Source organism: Nocardiopsis protaetiae, assembly GCF_045446735.1.
Classification (GTDB): Bacteria; Actinomycetota; Actinomycetes; order Streptosporangiales; family Streptosporangiaceae; genus Nocardiopsis; species Nocardiopsis protaetiae.
In genome coordinates, this window is sequence record NZ_JBJJBV010000149.1 from 1 (window position 1) to 16,977 (window position 16,977).

The 16,977-nt window shown below is 71.9% G+C and carries 18 protein-coding genes; 12 read left to right on the plus strand and 6 right to left on the minus strand.

The window, feature by feature from the left end; all coding sequences use genetic code 11:
• From ACJOT3_RS21465 to ACJOT3_RS21485, 5 genes are all read left to right on the plus strand, one after another.
• A partial coding sequence (locus ACJOT3_RS21465) for a type 2 periplasmic-binding domain-containing protein (RefSeq protein ID WP_489685963.1) occupies positions 1–284 on the plus strand: 284 nt, incomplete at its 5' end.
• Between the two features lies 1 nt (position 285).
• Positions 286–1,146: an amino acid ABC transporter permease gene (locus ACJOT3_RS21470; protein ID WP_406974868.1), complete on the plus strand. Its 861-nt coding sequence runs from the start codon at positions 286–288 to the stop codon at positions 1,144–1,146.
• On the plus strand, positions 1,143–1,925 hold the full coding sequence (locus ACJOT3_RS21475) for an amino acid ABC transporter ATP-binding protein (RefSeq protein WP_406974869.1): 783 nt from the start codon (positions 1,143–1,145) through the stop codon (positions 1,923–1,925). The genes ACJOT3_RS21470 and ACJOT3_RS21475 overlap by 4 nt, the downstream gene beginning before the upstream one ends.
• 224 nt (positions 1,926–2,149) lie before the next feature.
• Positions 2,150–2,914 carry an NPP1 family protein gene (locus ACJOT3_RS21480; RefSeq protein WP_406974870.1) on the plus strand — a complete coding sequence of 255 codons (765 nt, stop codon included), beginning with the start codon at positions 2,150–2,152 and terminating at the stop codon, positions 2,912–2,914.
• Between the two features lie 156 nt (positions 2,915–3,070).
• Positions 3,071–4,312, plus strand: a complete 1,242-nt coding sequence (locus ACJOT3_RS21485; protein ID WP_406974871.1) for a cation:proton antiporter — start codon at positions 3,071–3,073, stop codon at positions 4,310–4,312.
• Between the two features lie 147 nt (positions 4,313–4,459).
• On the opposite strand, the gene ACJOT3_RS21490 is transcribed toward ACJOT3_RS21485, so the two are convergent.
• Positions 4,460–4,630, minus strand: coding sequence for a hypothetical protein (locus ACJOT3_RS21490; protein WP_406974872.1), 171 nt, complete (start codon positions 4,628–4,630; stop codon positions 4,460–4,462).
• Between the two features lie 42 nt (positions 4,631–4,672).
• Positions 4,673–5,815, minus strand: coding sequence for an acyl-CoA dehydrogenase family protein (locus ACJOT3_RS21495; protein ID WP_406974873.1), 1,143 nt, complete (start codon positions 5,813–5,815; stop codon positions 4,673–4,675).
• 183 nt (positions 5,816–5,998) lie between these two features.
• Between ACJOT3_RS21495 and ACJOT3_RS21500 the strand changes: the two genes are divergently transcribed.
• Complete coding sequence (locus ACJOT3_RS21500) at positions 5,999–8,026, plus strand: MDR family MFS transporter (protein ID WP_406974874.1); 2,028 nt, start codon at positions 5,999–6,001, stop codon at positions 8,024–8,026.
• Here the strand turns inward: ACJOT3_RS21500 and ACJOT3_RS21505 are convergent.
• Positions 8,023–8,349, minus strand: a complete 327-nt coding sequence (locus ACJOT3_RS21505; protein WP_406974875.1) for a hypothetical protein — start codon at positions 8,347–8,349, stop codon at positions 8,023–8,025. The genes ACJOT3_RS21500 and ACJOT3_RS21505 overlap by 4 nt on opposite strands.
• A 149-nt stretch (positions 8,350–8,498) precedes the next feature.
• Between ACJOT3_RS21505 and ACJOT3_RS21510 the strand changes: the two genes are divergently transcribed.
• The 4 genes from ACJOT3_RS21510 (at position 8,499) to ACJOT3_RS21525 (ending at position 10,664) form a co-directional block, all read left to right on the plus strand.
• Positions 8,499–9,641: an acetyl-CoA C-acetyltransferase gene (locus ACJOT3_RS21510; RefSeq protein WP_406974876.1), complete on the plus strand. Its 1,143-nt coding sequence runs from the start codon at positions 8,499–8,501 to the stop codon at positions 9,639–9,641.
• A gap of 117 nt (positions 9,642–9,758) precedes the next feature.
• A complete protein-coding gene (locus tag ACJOT3_RS21515) occupies positions 9,759–9,938 on the plus strand; it encodes a hypothetical protein (RefSeq protein WP_406974877.1) in 180 nt (59 codons plus the stop codon).
• A 44-nt stretch (positions 9,939–9,982) separates the two neighbouring features.
• The gene (locus tag ACJOT3_RS21520) at positions 9,983–10,225 is read left to right on the plus strand and encodes an AbrB/MazE/SpoVT family DNA-binding domain-containing protein (RefSeq protein ID WP_406974878.1); all 243 of its coding nucleotides are present in this window, start codon (positions 9,983–9,985) and stop codon (positions 10,223–10,225) included.
• 43 nt (positions 10,226–10,268) lie between these two features.
• Complete coding sequence (locus ACJOT3_RS21525; protein ID WP_406974879.1) at positions 10,269–10,664, plus strand: type II toxin-antitoxin system VapC family toxin; 396 nt, start codon at positions 10,269–10,271, stop codon at positions 10,662–10,664.
• On the opposite strand, the gene ACJOT3_RS21530 is transcribed toward ACJOT3_RS21525, so the two are convergent.
• Positions 10,661–11,884 carry a winged helix-turn-helix domain-containing protein gene (locus tag ACJOT3_RS21530; protein ID WP_406974880.1) on the minus strand — a complete coding sequence of 408 codons (1,224 nt, stop codon included), beginning with the start codon at positions 11,882–11,884 and terminating at the stop codon, positions 10,661–10,663. The two genes, ACJOT3_RS21525 and ACJOT3_RS21530, sit on opposite strands and share 4 nt — an antisense overlap.
• A 38-nt stretch (positions 11,885–11,922) precedes the next feature.
• The gene (locus ACJOT3_RS21535) at positions 11,923–13,878 is read right to left on the minus strand and encodes an acyl-CoA dehydrogenase family protein (RefSeq protein WP_406974881.1); all 1,956 of its coding nucleotides are present in this window, start codon (positions 13,876–13,878) and stop codon (positions 11,923–11,925) included.
• A 415-nt stretch (positions 13,879–14,293) separates the two neighbouring features.
• On the opposite strand from ACJOT3_RS21535, the gene ACJOT3_RS21540 reads away from it, so the two are divergent.
• Together ACJOT3_RS21540 and rbsK are read left to right on the plus strand one after the other, a co-directional pair.
• Positions 14,294–15,124, plus strand: a complete 831-nt coding sequence (locus tag ACJOT3_RS21540) for an exodeoxyribonuclease III (RefSeq protein WP_406974882.1) — start codon at positions 14,294–14,296, stop codon at positions 15,122–15,124.
• Positions 15,121–16,020, plus strand: a complete 900-nt coding sequence (gene rbsK, locus ACJOT3_RS21545; protein WP_406974883.1) for a ribokinase — start codon at positions 15,121–15,123, stop codon at positions 16,018–16,020. The genes ACJOT3_RS21540 and rbsK overlap by 4 nt, the downstream gene beginning before the upstream one ends.
• 92 nt (positions 16,021–16,112) lie before the next feature.
• Here the strand turns inward: rbsK and ACJOT3_RS21550 are convergent, their stop codons facing one another.
• Entirely contained in the window at positions 16,113–16,715 is a 603-nt protein-coding gene (locus ACJOT3_RS21550; protein ID WP_406974884.1) for a YceI family protein, read from the minus strand.
• Between the last annotated feature and the right edge of the window lie 262 nt (positions 16,716–16,977).

Genomic DNA, 16,977 nt, shown 5'->3' on the forward strand with positions numbered 1-16,977 from the left:
ACGACGCCAAGCAGGCCCTGGAGAACGGCCAGGTGGACGCGGTCGTCTTCGACCTGCCCACCGCCTTCTACATCACCGCCGCCGAGCTGGAGGACGCCGTCATCGTCGGCCAGCTGCCCGCGGTCGAGGGGGACACCGAGCAGTTCGGCCTGGTCCTGGACCTGGACTCGCCGCTGACCGACTGCGTCGGCGGCGCCGTGGACTCCCTGCGCGAGCGCGGCGTCCTGGCCGAGCTCGAACAGGCGTGGCTGGCCGAGGCCGCGGACGCCCCCGAGCTGGGCTGACGTGGCACCACACATCCCCGGGCACGTGCCCAGCGTCCTAGAGGTGGAGCGGGCCGCGCTGCGCCGGCGCCAGAGCGTTCGCTCGGTGCTGGTCGGCGCGGTCTCCACCGCCGTGCTGGGCGCCGTCCTGGTGACCGTCGTGGTGGGCTCGCCCGGCTGGGAGCGGGTGCGCGAGACCTTCTTCGACCCCGAGATCGCGCTCAACGCCCTGCCCGCGGTGCTCACCGGCCTGTGGCTCAACGTGCGGCTGCTGGTGTTCTGCGCCCTGGGCGCGCTCGCCCTCGGCCTGCTCGCCGCGGTGCTGCGCACCCTGCGCGGACCGGTGTTCTTCCCGCTGCGCGCGCTGGCGACCACCTACACCTACGGGTTCCGCGGCGCCCCGCTCATCATCGTGCTGTACCTGATGGCGTTCGGGGTGCCCGGGCTGCGGCTGGAGAACACCCCGAGCGTGCTCGTGCTCGGCGGGATCGCCCTGTCGGTCGTCTACGGCGCCTACATCGCCGAGGTGTTCCGCGCCGGGATCGAGTCGGTCCACCCCAGCCAGATCGCGGCGGCCCGCTCCCTGGGGCTCACCTACCCGCAGACCATGCGCTGGGTGGTGCTGCCCCAGGCGGTGCGGCGGGTGTCGCCGCCGCTGCTCAACGACATGGTGGCGATGCAGAAGGACGTCGGCCTGATCTCGCTGGCCGGGCCCATCGACGCGATCCGCGCCGCGCAGATCGCCACCGCGCAGACCTACAACTTCACGCCGTACATCGTCGCCGGGGTGCTGTTCGTGCTCATGGCGATCCCGCTGGTGGCGATCACCGACCAGGTGACGCTGCGGGCGGCGCGGCGCCAGTCCGCGGAGGGGGGACGGTGAGCGAACTGGACCGGGCGGCCCGGATCGAGGGCCCGGCGCCGGTGCTGCGCCTGCGCGGGGTGCGCAAGGAGTTCCGCGGCAACACGGTGCTGGACGGGCTGGACCTGGACGTGCCCGAACACGCCGTGGTGGTGCTCATCGGCGCCTCCGGCTCGGGCAAGTCGACCCTGCTGCGCTGCGCCAACCTGCTGGAGCCGGTCACCGACGGCACCATCCACCTGGACGGCGAGCACATCACCGACCCGCGGGTGGACGTGGACCGGGTGCGCCGCCGGATCGGCATGGTGTTCCAGTCGTTCAACCTGTTCCCGCACATGACCGTGCTGGACAACATCACCCTGGCCCCGCGCCGGGTGCACCGGCGCGAACGCCGGGAGGCCGAGGGGAGGGCGCGGGAGCTGCTGGAGCGGGTGGGCCTGGCCGACAAGGCCGGGGAGTACCCCGACCGGCTGTCGGGCGGCCAGCAGCAGCGGGCGGCGATCGTGCGGGCGCTGGTCAACGGGCCGCGGCTGCTCCTGCTGGACGAGATCACCAGCGCCCTGGACCCCGAGCTGGTGGGGGAGGTGCTGGACCTGGTGCGGGGGCTGCGCGACGACGGCATGACCATGCTGCTGGCCACGCACGAGATGGGGTTCGCCCGGCAGGTCGCCGACACCGTGTGCTTCCTGGAGGGTGGGCGGGTCCTGGAACAGGGGCCGCCCGAGCAGGTGCTGGGCGACCCCCGGGAGCCGCGGACCCGGAAATTCCTCCAGCGGATCATCGACGCCGGACGCCTGTGAACGTTCCCCGCGCCGAACGCGCGGGGAACTCTCCCTCCCGATGGTGAAAGCGCCGGGGAACTCTGCGTTGCCCCCGTTGCGCGGGCGCCCGAGCCCTGGTGTCATCGACTCCGACCGGGACGCCCCCACGCCCCGCTTGTTCACTCAGGGTGATCGCACGACCCCCGTGCGGTGTTCCGGTCGCCGGCACGCCCCCTGTGCCGGGCATCGAGAGGAGAACCCCCTTGCCGCAACGCGCACCCTCCCGCATCGGGCGCCGGGCCCTGGCCCTGGCCGCCGCCCTCGTCCTGGTCACGCCGGGCATCGCCCTGGCCGCACCCCCGCCCGCACTGCCCGCCGCCCACACCGCGGAGGAGGGCAGGTGGCAGCCCGCCTTCGACTACGACACCGACGGCTGCTACCCCACCCCCGCCATCGGCCCGGACGGCACCCTCAACCCCGGCCTGAACACCAGCGGAGCCCTCAACGGCAACTGCCGCGACCGGGAGGACCTGGACAACACCAACTCCTACTCCCGCTCCAAGTGCGACCCCAGCGGCTGGTGCGCGTACATGTACGCGCTCTACTTCGAGAAGGACCAGGTGCTGCCGGGCTGCTGCGGCCACCGGCACGACCTGGAGCACGTCGTGGTGTGGGTGTACGGCGACCAGGCCCGCTACGTGTCCGCCTCCGCCCACGGGGACTACGTCACCCGCCCGGCCGAGCAGGTGCTCTGGGAGGGCACCCACGCCAAGATCGTCTACCACAAGGACGGGCTGTCCACCCACGCCTTCCGGTTCGCCGCCGGGCACGACGACCCGCCGGAGAACCACTACGGCGTCTGGCAGTACCCGGACCTGGTCGGCTGGGACCACTTCCCGCCCGGCATCCGCGACATCCTCACCTCCGCGAACTTCGGCAGCGCCCAGCTCGACCTGCGGGACGGCTCCTTCCCGGGCGCGCTGAACAAGGCCAAGCCCGCCGGGATCGACTTCGACCCCTGGGCCTGACCGTGCTCTTTTGAACCTCCGCTTCGCTTCGGCCCGCCCGTCGCCCGCCACCACCCTCACTCACCGGGCACTGAAGGCGTGTCCACCCGCTCTCCCGGGGCGCCCCGGACGTAGTGTTCCCACGTCCGGGGCGCGCGGCCCGGGGAGCGGGGGGACATGGACGGCGCGGAACTCGGCACGATGGGCATGCTCCTGGCCCTCCTGGTGGCGGCCCTGCTGGCCCCGCTGCTCGGCGACCGGCTGGCGCGGTGGGTGGTCGTGCCGTCGGTGGTGCTGGAGATCGGCTTCGGGATCGTGCTCGGGCCCTCGGTGCTCGGGCTCGTCAGGGAGAACGAGACCATCACCCTGCTGGCCGACCTGGGCCTGGCCCTGCTGATGTTCATGGCCGGGTACGAGATCGACTTCCGCCGGATCCGGGGCCGTCCGCTCAACCGGGCGCTGCTCGCCTGGGCCTGCTCGGTTGCCCTGGGGCTGGGCCTGGGGTGGGCGCTGTTCGGGACCTCCCAGACGGCGCTCATCATCGGGCTGGCGCTCACCACGACCGCCCTGGGGACGGTGCTGCCGATCCTGCGCGACTCCGGGGCGCTGGGCGGGGTGTTCGGCACCCGGTTCCTGGCCTCGGGCTCGGTCGGCGAGTTCGGGCCGATCGTGCTGATCGCCCTGCTGCTCAGCGGCTACCGGCCCTGGCAGGGCACCCTGCTGCTGGCCGCGTTCTTCGCCCTGGCCGGGGCGTGCGCCTGGGCGGCCACCCGGCCGCGTTCGGAGCGGTGGGCGCGTCTGGTCCGGGCCACCCTGGGCTCCAGCGCGCAGGTGGCGGTCCGGCTGTGCATGGTGGTGATCGTGGCGCTGGTCTGGCTGGCCTCGGCCATGCAGCTGGACGCCCTGCTCGGGGCGTTCGCGGCGGGCGTCGTCATCAAGCTGATGATCTCGATCAACCACGAGGAGGAGGCGGAGCGGGTGGAGGCCAAGATGGACGCCATCGGCTTCGGGTTCCTCATCCCGGTGTTCTTCGTGATCACCGGGGTGCGCTTCGACCTGGCCTCGCTGCTGGCGCAGCCGCTCCTGTTCCTGCTCCTGCCGGTGCTGCTGGCGGCGTTCCTGCTGGTCCGGGGCGGTCCCGAATACGTGTTCTCGCGCGGGGACGTGCCCGACGCCCAGCGCCCCGCGCTGGTGCTGTTCTCGGCCACCGCGCTGCCGCTGCTCACGGTCCTGACCACGATCGGCACCCGCAGCGGGTCGGTGGACAGCGCCCACGCGGCGGCGATCGTGGCCGCGGGGATGCTCAGCGTCCTGATCCTGCCCCAGGCGGGCGGCGCCCTGCTGCGCCGGGCCGCGGGCGCGGGGCCCGCGGACCCCGCGACCCGGCGCCGGGAGGCGGAAGAGGAGGAGGGTTATTGAGCCCGGCCGCTCAGTGCCCTTTTTTGGCCTCCGCTTCGCTTCGGCCTGCGCTGAGCGCTCCCCTTGGGCGGGAACCTTCGGTTCCTCCGTCGCAGTCCTCGTTCCTCGGACCGCTCCTCTGGAACCTCCAGAACCCCGCCGGAGCGCTCAGCGCCAGGACCAGGCCCACAGCATCAGGCACATGAAGATGAAGAAGACCACGATCGCGCTGGTCTTCCAGGGGATGTGGACCTTGGGCCGCAGCTTGCGCACGCCGATGACGAGCAGCACGACCAGCAGGCCCATGACGATGAGGCCGTCCCACGCACCACTGACCATGAGCGACTCGACCCTTCTGGACGGGGGTAGGGGTGGCCCCGGCTACAGGCCCAGGCCGCGTCCCACGATCTCCTTCATGATCTCGGTGGTACCACCGTAGATCGTCTGCACGCGGGTGTCCTGCCAGGCCCGTGCCACCGGGTATTCCATCATGTACCCGTACCCGCCGTGAAGCTGAAGACAACGGTCCATCACCTTGTTGCACAGCTCCGTGGTCCACCACTTGGCCATGGCGGCGTCCTCGACGGTGAGTTCGCCCCGGTTGAGCAGGGTCACCGCGCGGTCCACGTAGGTGCGGGCGATGTCCACCTCGGTCGCCAACTCGGCCAGGACGAAACGGGTGTTCTGGAACCGCCCGATAGGACGGCCGAACGCGGTGCGCTCCCGGCAGTACTCGATGGTGTGCTTGAGCATGAACTCGGCGGAGGCCGTCGCGCACACCGCGATGGACAGCCGCTCCTGCGGCAGGTTCTGGAGCAGGTGGATGAACCCCTGCCCCTCCTGCCCGATGAGGTTGTCCGCCGGGACCCGCACGTCCTGGAAGGACAGCTCGGCGGTGTCCTGCGCCTTCATGCCGATCTTGTCGAGGTTGCGGCCCCGCTCGAAGCCCGGGGTGCCGCGCTCCACGACGATGAGCGAGAAGCCCTGCGCGCCCGCCCCGGGGTCGGTCTGGCAGACCACGATGACCAGGTCGGCGTTGATGCCGTTGGTGATGAAGGTCTTGGAGCCGTTGATGACCCACTCGTCGCCGTCGCGGACGGCGGAGGTGCGGATGCCCTGGAGGTCGCTGCCGGTGCCGGGTTCGGTCATGGCGATGGCGGTGATGATCTCGCCACTGGCGAAGCCGGGCAGCCAGCGCCGCTTCTGCTCGTCGGTGGTGAGGTCGACGAGGTAGGGGGCGATGACGTCGTTCTGGAGGGTGACGCCCAGGCCGCTGGCGTGGGCCCCGCACACCTCCTCGTTGACGACGGCGTTGTAGCGGTAGTCCTTGAGGCCGGTGCCGCCGTACTCCTCGGGGATCCCGTGTCCGAGCAGGCCGACCTCGCCCGCCTTGACCCAGACCTCGCGGGGGACGATGCCGTCCTTCTCCCACTGGTCGTGGAAGGGCACGACCTCCCGCTTGAGGAACTCGGCCACCGTTTCGCGGAAGAGGTCGTGGTCGGCGTCGAAGAGTTCCCGCTTCATGCTTGCGCTCCGAGGGTGTCGTGGATCACGGTTGCCGCCACAGTAACCGAACCCAATTCGGTTTTGAAGGGGTGGGTCCAAGTGGCGGCAAAGTTCCTGTTCGTCCGGGTGTTCCGGCCTTTCGTGCAGTGAATCCGCTTTTAGGGTGGCCGCACCGGTCGGCCGACGGAAGGCGGAGGGGCGATGGTCCAGACCCGCAGGGAGCGGCGGGAGCACCGGAGCGGGCGGATCGCGGTCATCATGACCGCGCTCATGCTCACCGTGCTGCTGTCCGCGCTCGACCAGACGATCGTGTCCACGGCGCTGCCGACGATCGTCTCCGACCTGGGCGGACTCAACCACCTGTCCTGGGTGATCACCTCCTACCTGCTCGCGGTCACCGCCAGCACCCCGCTGTGGGGCAAGCTCGGCGACCAGTTCGGCCGCAAGACGCTGTTCCTGGTGTGCATCGCCGTGTTCGTGGCCGGGTCGGCGCTGTGCGGCCTGTCCCAGGACATGTTCCAGCTGATCCTCTTCCGGGGGTTGCAGGGCATCGGCGGCGGCGGGCTGATGGTGCTGGCCATGGCGATCGTGGGCGACGTCGTCTCCCCGCGCGAACGCGGCCGCTACCAGGGCTGGTTCGGCGCGGTCTTCGGCGTCTCCAGCGTGGCCGGGCCGCTGCTGGGCGGCCTGTTCGTCGACCACCTGTCCTGGCGGTGGGTGTTCTACGTCAACCTGCCGCTGGGCGTGCTGGCGTTCGTCACGGTCCTGGCGGTGCTCCCCGCCACCCGGCCCACCGGGCGGCGGACCATCGACTACGCCGGGATCGTGCTGCTGGCCGCCACCGCCGTGTGCCTCACCCTGGTCGCCTCCTGGGGCGGCGCCGTCTACGACTGGGCGTCACCGCAGGTCATCGGGCTGGCGGTGGCCGGTGTCGCGCTCGGGGCCGGGTGGTGGCTGTCGGCCCGCCGGGCGGCCGAACCGGTGTTGCCGCTGGGGCTGTTCCGCAACCCCGTGGTGGTGATCGCCATGGGCATCGGCCTGTGCGTCGGGTTCGCGATGATGGGCTCGATGGCGTTCCTGCCGCTGTTCCTCCAGGTGGTGCACGGGCAGTCGCCGACGGCCTCGGGGCTGTTCCTGCTGCCGATGGTGGTCGGGCTGTTCCTCACCTCGATCACGTCGGGGCGGCTGGTCACCCGCACCGGCCGGTACAAGCCGTATCCCATCGCCGGGATGGCGGTGACCTCGGTGGGGCTGTTCCTGCTGTCGCGGCTGGGGCCGGACACCTCCGAGTGGCAGATGTGGGGGTCGTTCTTCGTGCTGGGGGTGGGCCTGGGCCTGGTGATGCAGGTCGTGGTGGTGGTCGTGCAGAACGCCGCCGACTACGCCGACCTGGGCGCGGCCACCTCGGCGGCGACGTTCTTCCGGTCCATCGGCGGGTCGGTCGGCACCGCGGTGTTCGGCGCGGTCTTCTCCAGCCAGCTGGCCGGGAACCTGGCCGCCCGGCTGGGGTCGTTCGCCCCGCCCGCGGGCATGGACGTCACGGCGCTGGAGAGCGACCCGCGGCTGCTGGACCGGCTGTCCCCGCAGGCGCAGGCCTCGTTCCTCCAGGCGTACGCCGACGCGATCGACGTGGTGTTCCTGTGGGCGGTGCCGGTGGCCCTGGTGGGGCTGCTGCTCGCCCTGTTCCTGCCGGAGGTGCCGCTGCGCACCACGATCGGGTCGCAGTCCGCCGACCTGGGGGAGTCCATCCCGCCGGTGGCCTCGGGCGGGCGCAGCGCCATCGAGACCGTCGAGCGGGAGATCTACCGGTCCTGCGGCCACGAGGGGGCGCGGGAGATGTACGCGCGGCTGTGCGGCGCCGCGGGGCTGGAGATCTCGCCGCGGGCCTGCTGGGTGCTGAGCCACCTGGCGGTGACCGGGCCATTGCGGGTGTCGGAGCTGGTGGAGATGTCCCGGCTGTCCGACGACCGCTGGGAGGCGGTCCACCAGGAGCTGCTGGAGGCGGGCTACCTCACCGGGGAGGGCGAGCCCTGGGAGCTGAACGCCGAGGGCGCGGCGGCCGCTCGCGGCGTCTTCGAGGCCCAGCGGGAGGCGCTGGGCTCCCTGCTCGACGACTACGACCCGGAGCTGCACCCGGAGGTGGTGGCCGCGCTGGAGCGGATGACCGCCGAGACGCTCGGCGACGAGGGCGACGCGGGCCGGGTGGTCCGGGAGGACGGCCGGGGCTAGTCTCCGGCGTCGGCCCGGTCGTGGTCGGTGCCGCCGGGGACACCCCCGGGTGCGACGAAGCCGGGGTAGTACCGGGCGGCCTCCTCGTCGGCGTCCGCCCACCGGGAGGCCAGGTGGAGCCAGCCCCACAGGAGCGCCGCGACGGACGCCAGGACCAGGAGAACCCACAGGGGTGCCTCCCCCAGCAGGCGGGCGGCCGCGAACCCCGCGGCCAGCGCGCCCCCGCCGACGGCCCAGGCCAGGGCGCGCCGCCCGGAGGCGAAGGTGAGGAAGAACAGCACCGTGCCCGCGGCCGTGCCCAGGGCCATGGCCACCCCGCTCATCGATGTCTCCTCTCGTCGACTCCAGGGCAGCACGCCGGGGTGAACAGAAGGGGAAACGGACGGTGAAGGGGGGCCGGGGTCTTGCCGGATCCATAAAACCGAATACAGTTCGGTTCACAGGAAACGTCACCCAGGCCCTTGGAGGACCCGTGGCCGAGGCATACATCGTCGGCGCCGTACGCACCCCCGTCGGTACGAAGAAGGGCGCGCTGGCGGCCGTCCACCCCGCCGACCTCGGCGCGCACGTGCTCAAGGAGCTCGTCGAGCGCACGGGCGTCGACCCGTCCGCCGTCGAGGACGTCATCATGGGCTGTGTCAGCCAGGTCGGCCCCCAGGCCCTGGACCTGGCCCGCACCTCCTGGCTGTCCGCCGGGCTGCCCGAGAGCGTCCCCGGCGTCACCATCGACCGCCAGTGCGGCTCCTCCCAGCAGGCCGTCCACTTCGCCGCCCAGGGAGTCATGTCCGGCACCCAGGACCTGGTGGTCGCCTCGGGCGTGGAGAACATGGGCATGGTCCCCATGGGCTCCAACGTCCAGTACGCCATCGACAACGACCTGGGCCTGTACGGCGACGGCTGGGTCGAGCGCTACGGCTTCCAGGAGATCTCCCAGTTCCGCGGCGCCCAGCTCATGTGCGAGAAGTGGGGCTTCAAGCGCGAGCAGCTGGAGCAGTACGCCCTGGAGAGCCACCAGCGCGCCGCCAAGGCCCTGGCCGAGGGCTACTTCGACGCCCAGATCGCCCCGATCGCGGGCGTCACCCGGGACGAGGGCGTGCGCGCCGACACCACCCTGGAGAAGATGGCGGGCCTGAAGGCCCTGCGCGATGGCTGGGAGCTCACCGCCGCCGTGGCCAGCCAGATCTCCGTGGGCGCCGGCGCCGTGCTCATCGCCTCCGAGCGCGCCGTGGAGCGGCACGGGCTCACCCCGCTGGCCCGCGTCGTCCAGCTCTCCCTGGTCGGCGACGACCCGGTCTACATGCTCACCGCCCCGATCCCGGCCACGAAGATCGCCCTGGAGAAGGCGGGTCTGGGCATCGACGACATCGACGTCACCGAGATCAACGAGGCCTTCGCCCCGGTCCCGCTGTCCTGGATCGAGGAGCTGGGCGCCGACCCGGCCAAGGTCAACCCCAACGGCGGCGCCATCGCCCTGGGCCACCCGCTGGGCGCCACCGGCGCCATCCTCCTGACCAAGCTGGTCAACGAGCTCCACCGCACCGGCGGCCGCTACGGCCTCCAGACCATGTGCGAGGGCGGCGGCCAGGCCAACGTCACCATCATCGAACGCGTCTGACCCGCGCCCGCCGGGCCGCGCCGCCTCCCCGAGGCCGCGCGGCCCGCGTGCGTCCGAGGAAGTGTGTGATCCCCGATTAGCCTCCGGGTGAGCACCCGCCCTGGAACCATGGGGCGGGTGACGCACACAGCGAACGGCGAAGTGAAAGAGCTCGGGGCCGCGCTCACCCGCGCGGGCCTTTTGGACACCTCCGGCACGCCCCGGCGGCGTCCGGACCAGGCCGCGTTCGAGCGGGCCCGCGAAGCCGCCGGAAGCGGCACACCGCTGTCGGACCTGGTGTCGGAGGAACGCGAGTGAACAGACCCCTGAGAGTAATACCTCGGAAGTATTACCATGGTGGCATGAGAATCACGGAAAAGGGTCAGGTCACCATCCCCGTCGAGGTTCGCAGAAGCATGGGCCTCAAGCCCGGCGATGAGGTCGAGTTCGTGCTGGACGGGACCGGTGCCAGGGTGGTGCGTGCCGCGTCCGCACCCAGCAAGGGTGCACGGCTGGTCGAGCGCCTGCGCGGCAAGGGGGACGTGCGGTTGTCCACCGACGAGATCATGGCGATGACCCGGGGGGACGACGATGACGGGGCCTGACCCGATCTCGTGTGCGGCGCCTCGGCACGAAGGGCCCACTCAGGTGCTGGTCGATGCCAACGTGCTGCTGGACGTCTTCACCGAGGACCCGAACTGGGGTGAATGGTCCGTCCAGGCCCTGGCCGATGCCGCTGACCAGGGTCCGCTGATCATCAACCCGATCATCTATGCCGAGATCTCAGTGCGCTTCACGCGGATCGAGGACCTCGAAGAGCTGCTCGTCGATGACTTCGTCCGGGCGGACCTGCCGTGGGATGCCGCCTTTCTGGCAGGCAAGTGCCATAGCCGTTACCGAAAGCAGGGTGGGGTGAAGACCGCGCCGCTGCCCGACTTCTATATCGGGGCGCACGCCGCGGTCTCCGGTTTCCAACTGCTGACCCGGGACGCACGCAGATTCCGCACCTACTTCCCGACCGTCAAACTCATCTCGCCGAACTAGCCGGCCAGGGCGGGGCCGCCGGGGCCGTTGGGGAGGTCGAGCCAGGCGGCCATCTCGGCCAGGTGCTCGACCAGCTGCGGGAGGGTGTCGGCCGGGGCGCCGTCCTCCAGGGTGATCCGCTGGGCGAGCAGGGTGCCCGCGGCGCGGTCGGCCTTGAGGTCGACGCGGGCGACCAGGTCCTCGCCGAGCAGGAACGGCAGCACGTAGTAGCCGTGCACGCGTTTGTGGGCCGGGGTGTAGATCTCGATGCGGTACCGGAAGCCGAACAGCTCCTCGGCCCGGTCGCGGGTCCACACCAGGGAGTCGAACGGGCTCAGCAGCGCCCGCGCGTTCACCTTGCGCGGCACCCGGGCGTCCCGGTGCAGGTAGGCGGTGCGGTCCCAGCCGCGGACCCGGACCGGGACCAGCTCGCCGGAGTCCACCAGGTCGGCCACGGCCGGGCGCGCCTCGGCGCCCTTGAGCCGGAAGTAGTCGCGCAGGCAGGGCTCGGTGGCGATTCCGTGCGCGCGGGCGGCGATGGCCACCAGCTCCCGGTGGGCGTCCGCCTCGGGCAGCAGCGGGGCGGCGTGCACCTCCGGCGGCAGGACGCGTTCGGGCAGGTCATAGCGGCGCTCGAACTGGGAGTTGCGGCCGTTGGAGGTCAGGTCCCCGATCCAGAACAGGTACTCCAGGGACTTCTTGACCTCCGACCAGTTCCACCCCCAGTGGTCCTTGGCGCGCGGCACGTCGTGGGCGAGCGCGGCCTCCACCTCGCGGGCGGTGGCCGGGCCGATCCGGGCGACCTCTTCGAGGACCGCCTTGACCAGCTGGGGCTTCTCCTCCTGGATCCCGTTGATCCAGCCGGAGCCGGTGCGGGCCCGGTTGCGCTCCATGCGGTACCGCATGAGCTGCCGGGTGGCCGGGGGCACCAGGCTCGCCTCGTGCGCCCAGCACTCGACCAGGCGGGCCGGGCCCGCCTTGGCGGCGGTGGTGGCCGCCCGGTCCAGCAGCGCGGTGTCGTAGCCGCCCATCCGGGCGAACACCGGCAGGTACTGGCTGCGGGCCAGCACGTTCACGCTGTCGATCTGGATGATCCCCAGGCGGCTCACCACCCGGCCCAGATGGCCCAGGTTCGGTGTGCCCGCGGGCCGGGGGCCGGCCAGCCCCTGGGCGGCGATCGCGATCCGGCGGGCCTGGGCGAGGGACAGTTCCGCGTCGCGGCGGGGGTGCGGTTCGGGCATGCCGAACACGGTAGCCCTCGCCGCCGACAATCCGCGGCTCAGCCCATCTTCCGGTGCAGGTTCTTCTCCTTCGAGGGCCCCGGGTCGGCCGGGGCGATCAGCGGCCCCGGCAGGGACGGGTCGACCACGCCCTCCTCCAGCCACGTGTAGGAGTCGTCCATGACCCGGCGGGCCAGCTTGCCGTCGACGTCGTCGGTGTTGGACCACAGGCCTTCGAGCAGCGCCTCGACGCGCAGCCGCGACTGGCGGCAGAACACGTCGGCCAGCTCCAGCGGCGTACTGCCGCGCTCGGGCCGGGTGTCGGCGTCGTACCGGGCCCGCACCACCACCGCGCTCATCGCGAACAGCTCCGCGCCGATGTCCACCACCCGGCCCAGGAACCCCTGCTTGACCTCCATCTTCCCCTGCCAGCGCGTCATCCCGTAGAACGTGGACCGCGCCAGCCGGCGGGCGGTCCGCTCCACGTACCGCAGGTGCCCGGCCAGCGGCCCGAACTCCACGTACGCCGACGGCAGCTGTCCCCGCCCCACCGCCAGCGTCGGCAGCCAGGACGCGTAGAACCCGGTCGCCTTGGTCAGCGCCCGCGCCTTGGCCGCCCGGTCCGCGTCCGGGTCGATGATGTCCCCGGCCACCGCCAGGTGGGCGTCCACCGCCTCACGGGCGATGAGCAGGTGCATGATCTCCGTGCTGCCCTCGAAGATCCGGTTGATGCGCAGGTCCCGCAGCAGCTGCTCGGCGGGGATCCCGCGTTCGCCGCGGGCGGCCAGCGACTCGGCGGTCTCGAACCCGCGCCCGCCGCGGATCTGGATCAGCTCGTCGGCGATCCGGTAGGCGTGCTCGGACGCCCACAGCTTGGCGATGGCCGCCTCGATGCGGATGTCCTTGCGCTTCTCGTCGGCCATCCGGCTCGCCAGGTCGAGCATGGCCTCCATGGCGTAGGTGGTGGCGGCGATGTAGGAGATCTTCTTGGCGACCTCCTCGTGCTTTCCGACCGGCCGCCCCCACTGGACCCGCTCGCGCGACCACTCGCGGGCGATCTTGGTGGCCCACTTGCCGGCGCCCACGCACAGGGCGGGCAGGGACAGGCGCCCGGTGTTGAGCGTGGACAGGGCGATGCGCAGCCCCTGCCCCTCCTCACCGATCCGGTTGGCGACCGGCACCCGGACGTCGTGCAGCCGGGTGAGGCCGTTCTCGATCCCGCGCAGGCCCATGAACCGGTTGCGCCGTTCCACGGTGATCCCGGGGGCGTCCCCCTCGACCACGAACGCGGTGATGCCGCCCCGGTGCCCGGGCCCCTCCGGCACCCGCGCCATGACCACCAGCAGGTCTGCGACGACGCCGTTGGTGGTCCACAGCTTCACCCCGTCGATCCGGTAGCCGCCGCCGTCCCCGGTGGGCACGGCGGTGGTCCGCAGCCGGGCGGGGTCGCTGCCCACGTCGGGTTCGGTGAGCAGGAACGCGCTGATCTCCCGGGTGCAGCGCGGCAGGAACTCCCGCTTCTGCGCGGGGGTGCCGAACATGGACACCGGCTGGGGCACGCCGATCGACTGGTGGGCCGACAGCAGGGCGCCGATCGCGGGGGACACCGAGCCGACCAGGGTGAGGGCGCGGTTGTAGTGCACCTGGCTCAGTCCCAGGCCGCCGTACTCGGCGGGGATCTTCATGCCCAGGGCGCCCAGCTCGCGCAGCCCGGCCACGACCTCGTCGGGGATGCGCTCCTCGCGTTCGATGCGCTGGGCGTCGATCCCCTCGCAGAAGTCGTGCAGCCGGGCCAGGAAGGCCTCGCCGCGCTCGTCGTCCTCCCGGTCGGGGACGGGCATCGGGTGGATCAGGTCCAGGCGCAGGCGGCCCAGGTACAGCTCCTTGGCGAAACCGGGCAGGTCCGAGGTGCTCTCGCGGGCCTGCTCTGCGACGGCTCTGGCACGGCGTTCGTCGATCTCGGGGGCGGTGGGGTCGGGGGTCTGCGCGCGGGCTTCGGGGTCGGCCGCGGACATGTCGTCACCTCGTAACGGGAAGAGCGTCTCGTGTGGCCTGTATCACAGCACTACCCGGAGGCGGGCGCGTCACGCACCACAGGACCGGCTCTCCACGTCACCGGGGGTGGCGGGCCGGGAAAAACCTTGGGCAAAATGCGAACCTCGGAGCCCTCCCGGCCGTCCTACGGGGCGCGACGGAAACAACCGGGCATGTGCTGGGAGTCCCGTCGGGCCCCGGTGCGGAGGACGGCCGCACCGGGGCCCAATCCGTCGCCCTCCACCGCCCTCCCGTCGCCCACCGCCACCCTCAACGGACGGCCTTCGGCCGACGACCTCCCTCTTACGGACAGCCTTCGGCTGACTGTCCCTTCCCATTTCTTTCTTCCGACGCCGCTTCTCCATGGCTGTCGTCGGAAAGCCCTAGGCTGGCGCTGTGCGTATCGCGACTTGGAATGTGAACAGTGCCCGGGCCCGGGTCGAGCGGATCGGGGCCTGGCTCGACCGGAGCGAGGTCGACGTCCTCGCCATCCAGGAGACCAAGGCCAGGGACGACCAGTTCCCCGCCTCCGTCTTCACCGACCGCGGCTACGAGGTCGCCCACCACGGGATCTCCCAGTGGAACGGCGTCGCGATCGCCTCCCGGGTCGGCCTGGAGGACGTCCAGGTCGGGTTCCCCGGCCAGCCCGGCTACGGCGAGCCCGAGGAGGCCGAGGCCCGCGCCATCGGCGCCACCTGCAACGGCGTCCAGGTGTGGAGCCTGTACGTGCCCAACGGCCGCGAGATCGACCACCCCCACTACGCCTACAAGCTGCGCTGGCTGGAGGCCCTGCGCGAGGCGGGCGCGGCGAGCCTGGCCGCCGACCCCGACGCGCAGATCGCCTACGTCGGCGACTTCAACATCGCCCCGCAGGACGACGACGTGTGGGACATCGCCGCCTTCGACGGCCTCACCCACGTCACCGAGCCCGAACGCGAGGCCTTCCGGGCCCTGGGCAAGGCGGGCTTCGAGGACGTCGTCCGCGCCCACACCCCGGGCCCCGGCGTCTACACCTACTGGGACTACAAGGGGTTGGCCTTCCCCAAGCGGCGCGGCATGCGCATCGACTTCGTGCTGGCCTCCCCGGCGCTGCGCGCCCGGGTGAGCGGCGCGAGCGTCGACCGCGAGGAGCGCAAGGGCAAGGGCGCCTCCGACCACGCGCCCGTCATCGTCGGCCTGGACGGGGAAGAGGGCCTGCCCCGCGACAAGAAGAAGGAGGACGGATGAGCACCCCGCGCATCGCCGTCTTCGGCAGCGTCAACATGGACCTGGTGGCCTACGTGGACGCCGCGCCCGCCACCGGTGAGACCGTCACCGGCACCGCCTTCCGGCAGGTGCCCGGCGGCAAGGGCGCCAACCAGGCGGTCGCCGCCGCCCGCGCGGGCGCCGACACGGTGTTCCTGGGCGCGGTGGGCGACGACGCCTTCGGCGCCGAGCTGCGCGACAACCTGGTCGCCTCCGGCATCGACACCGCCGGCCTGCGCACCGTCCCGGGGCCCTCGGGCATCGCGCACATCGTCGTGGACGGCCGCGGCGGCAACTCGATCATCGTCGTGCCCGGCGCCAACGGCGAGGTCACCGGCACCGTGCCCGGCGACCGCGAGCTCATCGGCGGGGCCGACGCCCTCCTGCTCCAGCTGGAGCTGCCCATGCAAGCGGTCATCGCGGCCGCGCGCACCGGCCGCGAACAAGGCGTACGGGTGCACCTCACCCCGGCCCCGGCCCGCGAACTGCCCGACGAACTCCTCCGATCAGTGGACGTGCTCGTCCCCAACGAGCACGAGGCGGCCGCGATCACCGGCCTCACCGACCCCCGCGCGTCGCTGGCGGCCCTGCTGGAACAGGTCCCGGAGGTGCTCATCACCCTGGGCGGCGAGGGCTCCCTCTACGGCGCCCGCGGCGCCGAGCCGGTGCACGTCCCGGCACTCAAGGTGGAAGCGGTGGACACCACCGCCGCCGGCGACACCTTCTGCGGCTCCTTCGCGGTGGCCCGCGCCGAGGGCGCCACCCCGGCCGAGGCCATGCGCTTCGCCGCCGCGGCGGCCGCCCTCTCGGTCCAACGCCCCGGCGCCAGCTCCTCCATGCCCACCCGCCCCGAGGTCGAGGCCTTGCTCCAGGGCTGACCGGTGCCGACCCCGGCCCCCTGTGCCACAGGAGGGTCGGGGTGTCGTCCCCGGCGGGCGGTGCGGCGGAGGAGCGCGCCTGCGCGTGCGCCTCAGGCGTTGTGGCCGATCTGCTGGAGGAACGGCGCGGGGTCCTTGTCCTGGAGCCGCACCTCCAGCACGATGTCCACCTCATCTCCGACCAGGCGGCCGCCCCAGGGCACCTCGCCGCCGTCGCCCACCCCGTGGTCGGACAAACGGATGCGGGTGGTGGCGGAGAAGAAGTGGCCGTACACGTCGTCGGGGAACGCGTAGTCGGGGGCCTCGCCCACCCACTGGGCGTCCAGGACGACAGGAGCTGTGGTGCCGTGCACGGTGAGGTCCCCGTGCAGCCGGAAGGCATTGCGCCCCCGGCCCCCGGGCTCCACGCCGGTGGAGGTGAACCGCAGCTCCGGGTGGTTGCCCACGTCCAGGAAATCAGGGGAGCGCAGGTGGGCGTCGCGGGCGCCGACGCCGGTGTTGACGCTGGACGCGTCCATGACCACCTCGACCTTGGACGCGGTCGGATCCTCCGCGACCAGGACCCGGCCCCGCGCGCGGCCGAACGTGCCCTGGACCCGGCCGAAGCGCAGGTAGTGCGCGACGAAGATGAGGCTGGAGTGCAGCGGGTCCAGGTGCCAGAGGCCAGGGGCCGGGCCGACCGGGGTGGATTCCATGCCTACTTCTCCCTTTTGTCCGTATAAGGTCTTTCGTCCGTCAACCCTAGGTCGGCGCTACATCCCAACTCGGGGTTCAGGAGCGAGGGGCGGCGAGAGATGAGACTCGCTTCGTCCCGAGAAGCGGAGAAACCTGGGGTACAAGGAGATTCGCCCGCTATGAGAGTTCTCTCGGACGATGACCGGTCCGGGACCCGGTCCGCATCCGGTCACGGACCCTCCCGCGCCCGCCCTCGGACCCTCACCCGCGCACGACGAAGGG

Excerpts from the sequence above, each read along its gene's own strand:
- ACJOT3_RS21530 (WP_406974880.1), bottom strand. The coding sequence starts at position 11,884 with ATGCCCGAACCGCACCCCCGCCGCGACGCGGAACTGTCCCTCGCCCAG.
- rbsK (WP_406974883.1), top strand. The coding sequence starts at position 15,121 with ATGAGCACCCCGCGCATCGCCGTCTTCGGCAGCGTCAACATGGACCTG.
- ACJOT3_RS21535 (WP_406974881.1), bottom strand. The coding sequence starts at position 13,878 with ATGTCCGCGGCCGACCCCGAAGCCCGCGCGCAGACCCCCGACCCCACC.
- ACJOT3_RS21495 (WP_406974873.1), bottom strand. The coding sequence starts at position 5,815 with ATGAAGCGGGAACTCTTCGACGCCGACCACGACCTCTTCCGCGAAACG.
- ACJOT3_RS21520 (WP_406974878.1), top strand. The coding sequence starts at position 9,983 with ATGAGAATCACGGAAAAGGGTCAGGTCACCATCCCCGTCGAGGTTCGC.
- ACJOT3_RS21485 (WP_406974871.1), top strand. The coding sequence starts at position 3,071 with ATGGACGGCGCGGAACTCGGCACGATGGGCATGCTCCTGGCCCTCCTG.
- ACJOT3_RS21500 (WP_406974874.1), top strand. The coding sequence starts at position 5,999 with ATGGTCCAGACCCGCAGGGAGCGGCGGGAGCACCGGAGCGGGCGGATC.
- ACJOT3_RS21490 (WP_406974872.1), bottom strand. The coding sequence starts at position 4,630 with ATGGTCAGTGGTGCGTGGGACGGCCTCATCGTCATGGGCCTGCTGGTC.
- ACJOT3_RS21550 (WP_406974884.1), bottom strand. The coding sequence starts at position 16,715 with ATGGAATCCACCCCGGTCGGCCCGGCCCCTGGCCTCTGGCACCTGGAC.
- ACJOT3_RS21505 (WP_406974875.1), bottom strand. The coding sequence starts at position 8,349 with ATGAGCGGGGTGGCCATGGCCCTGGGCACGGCCGCGGGCACGGTGCTG.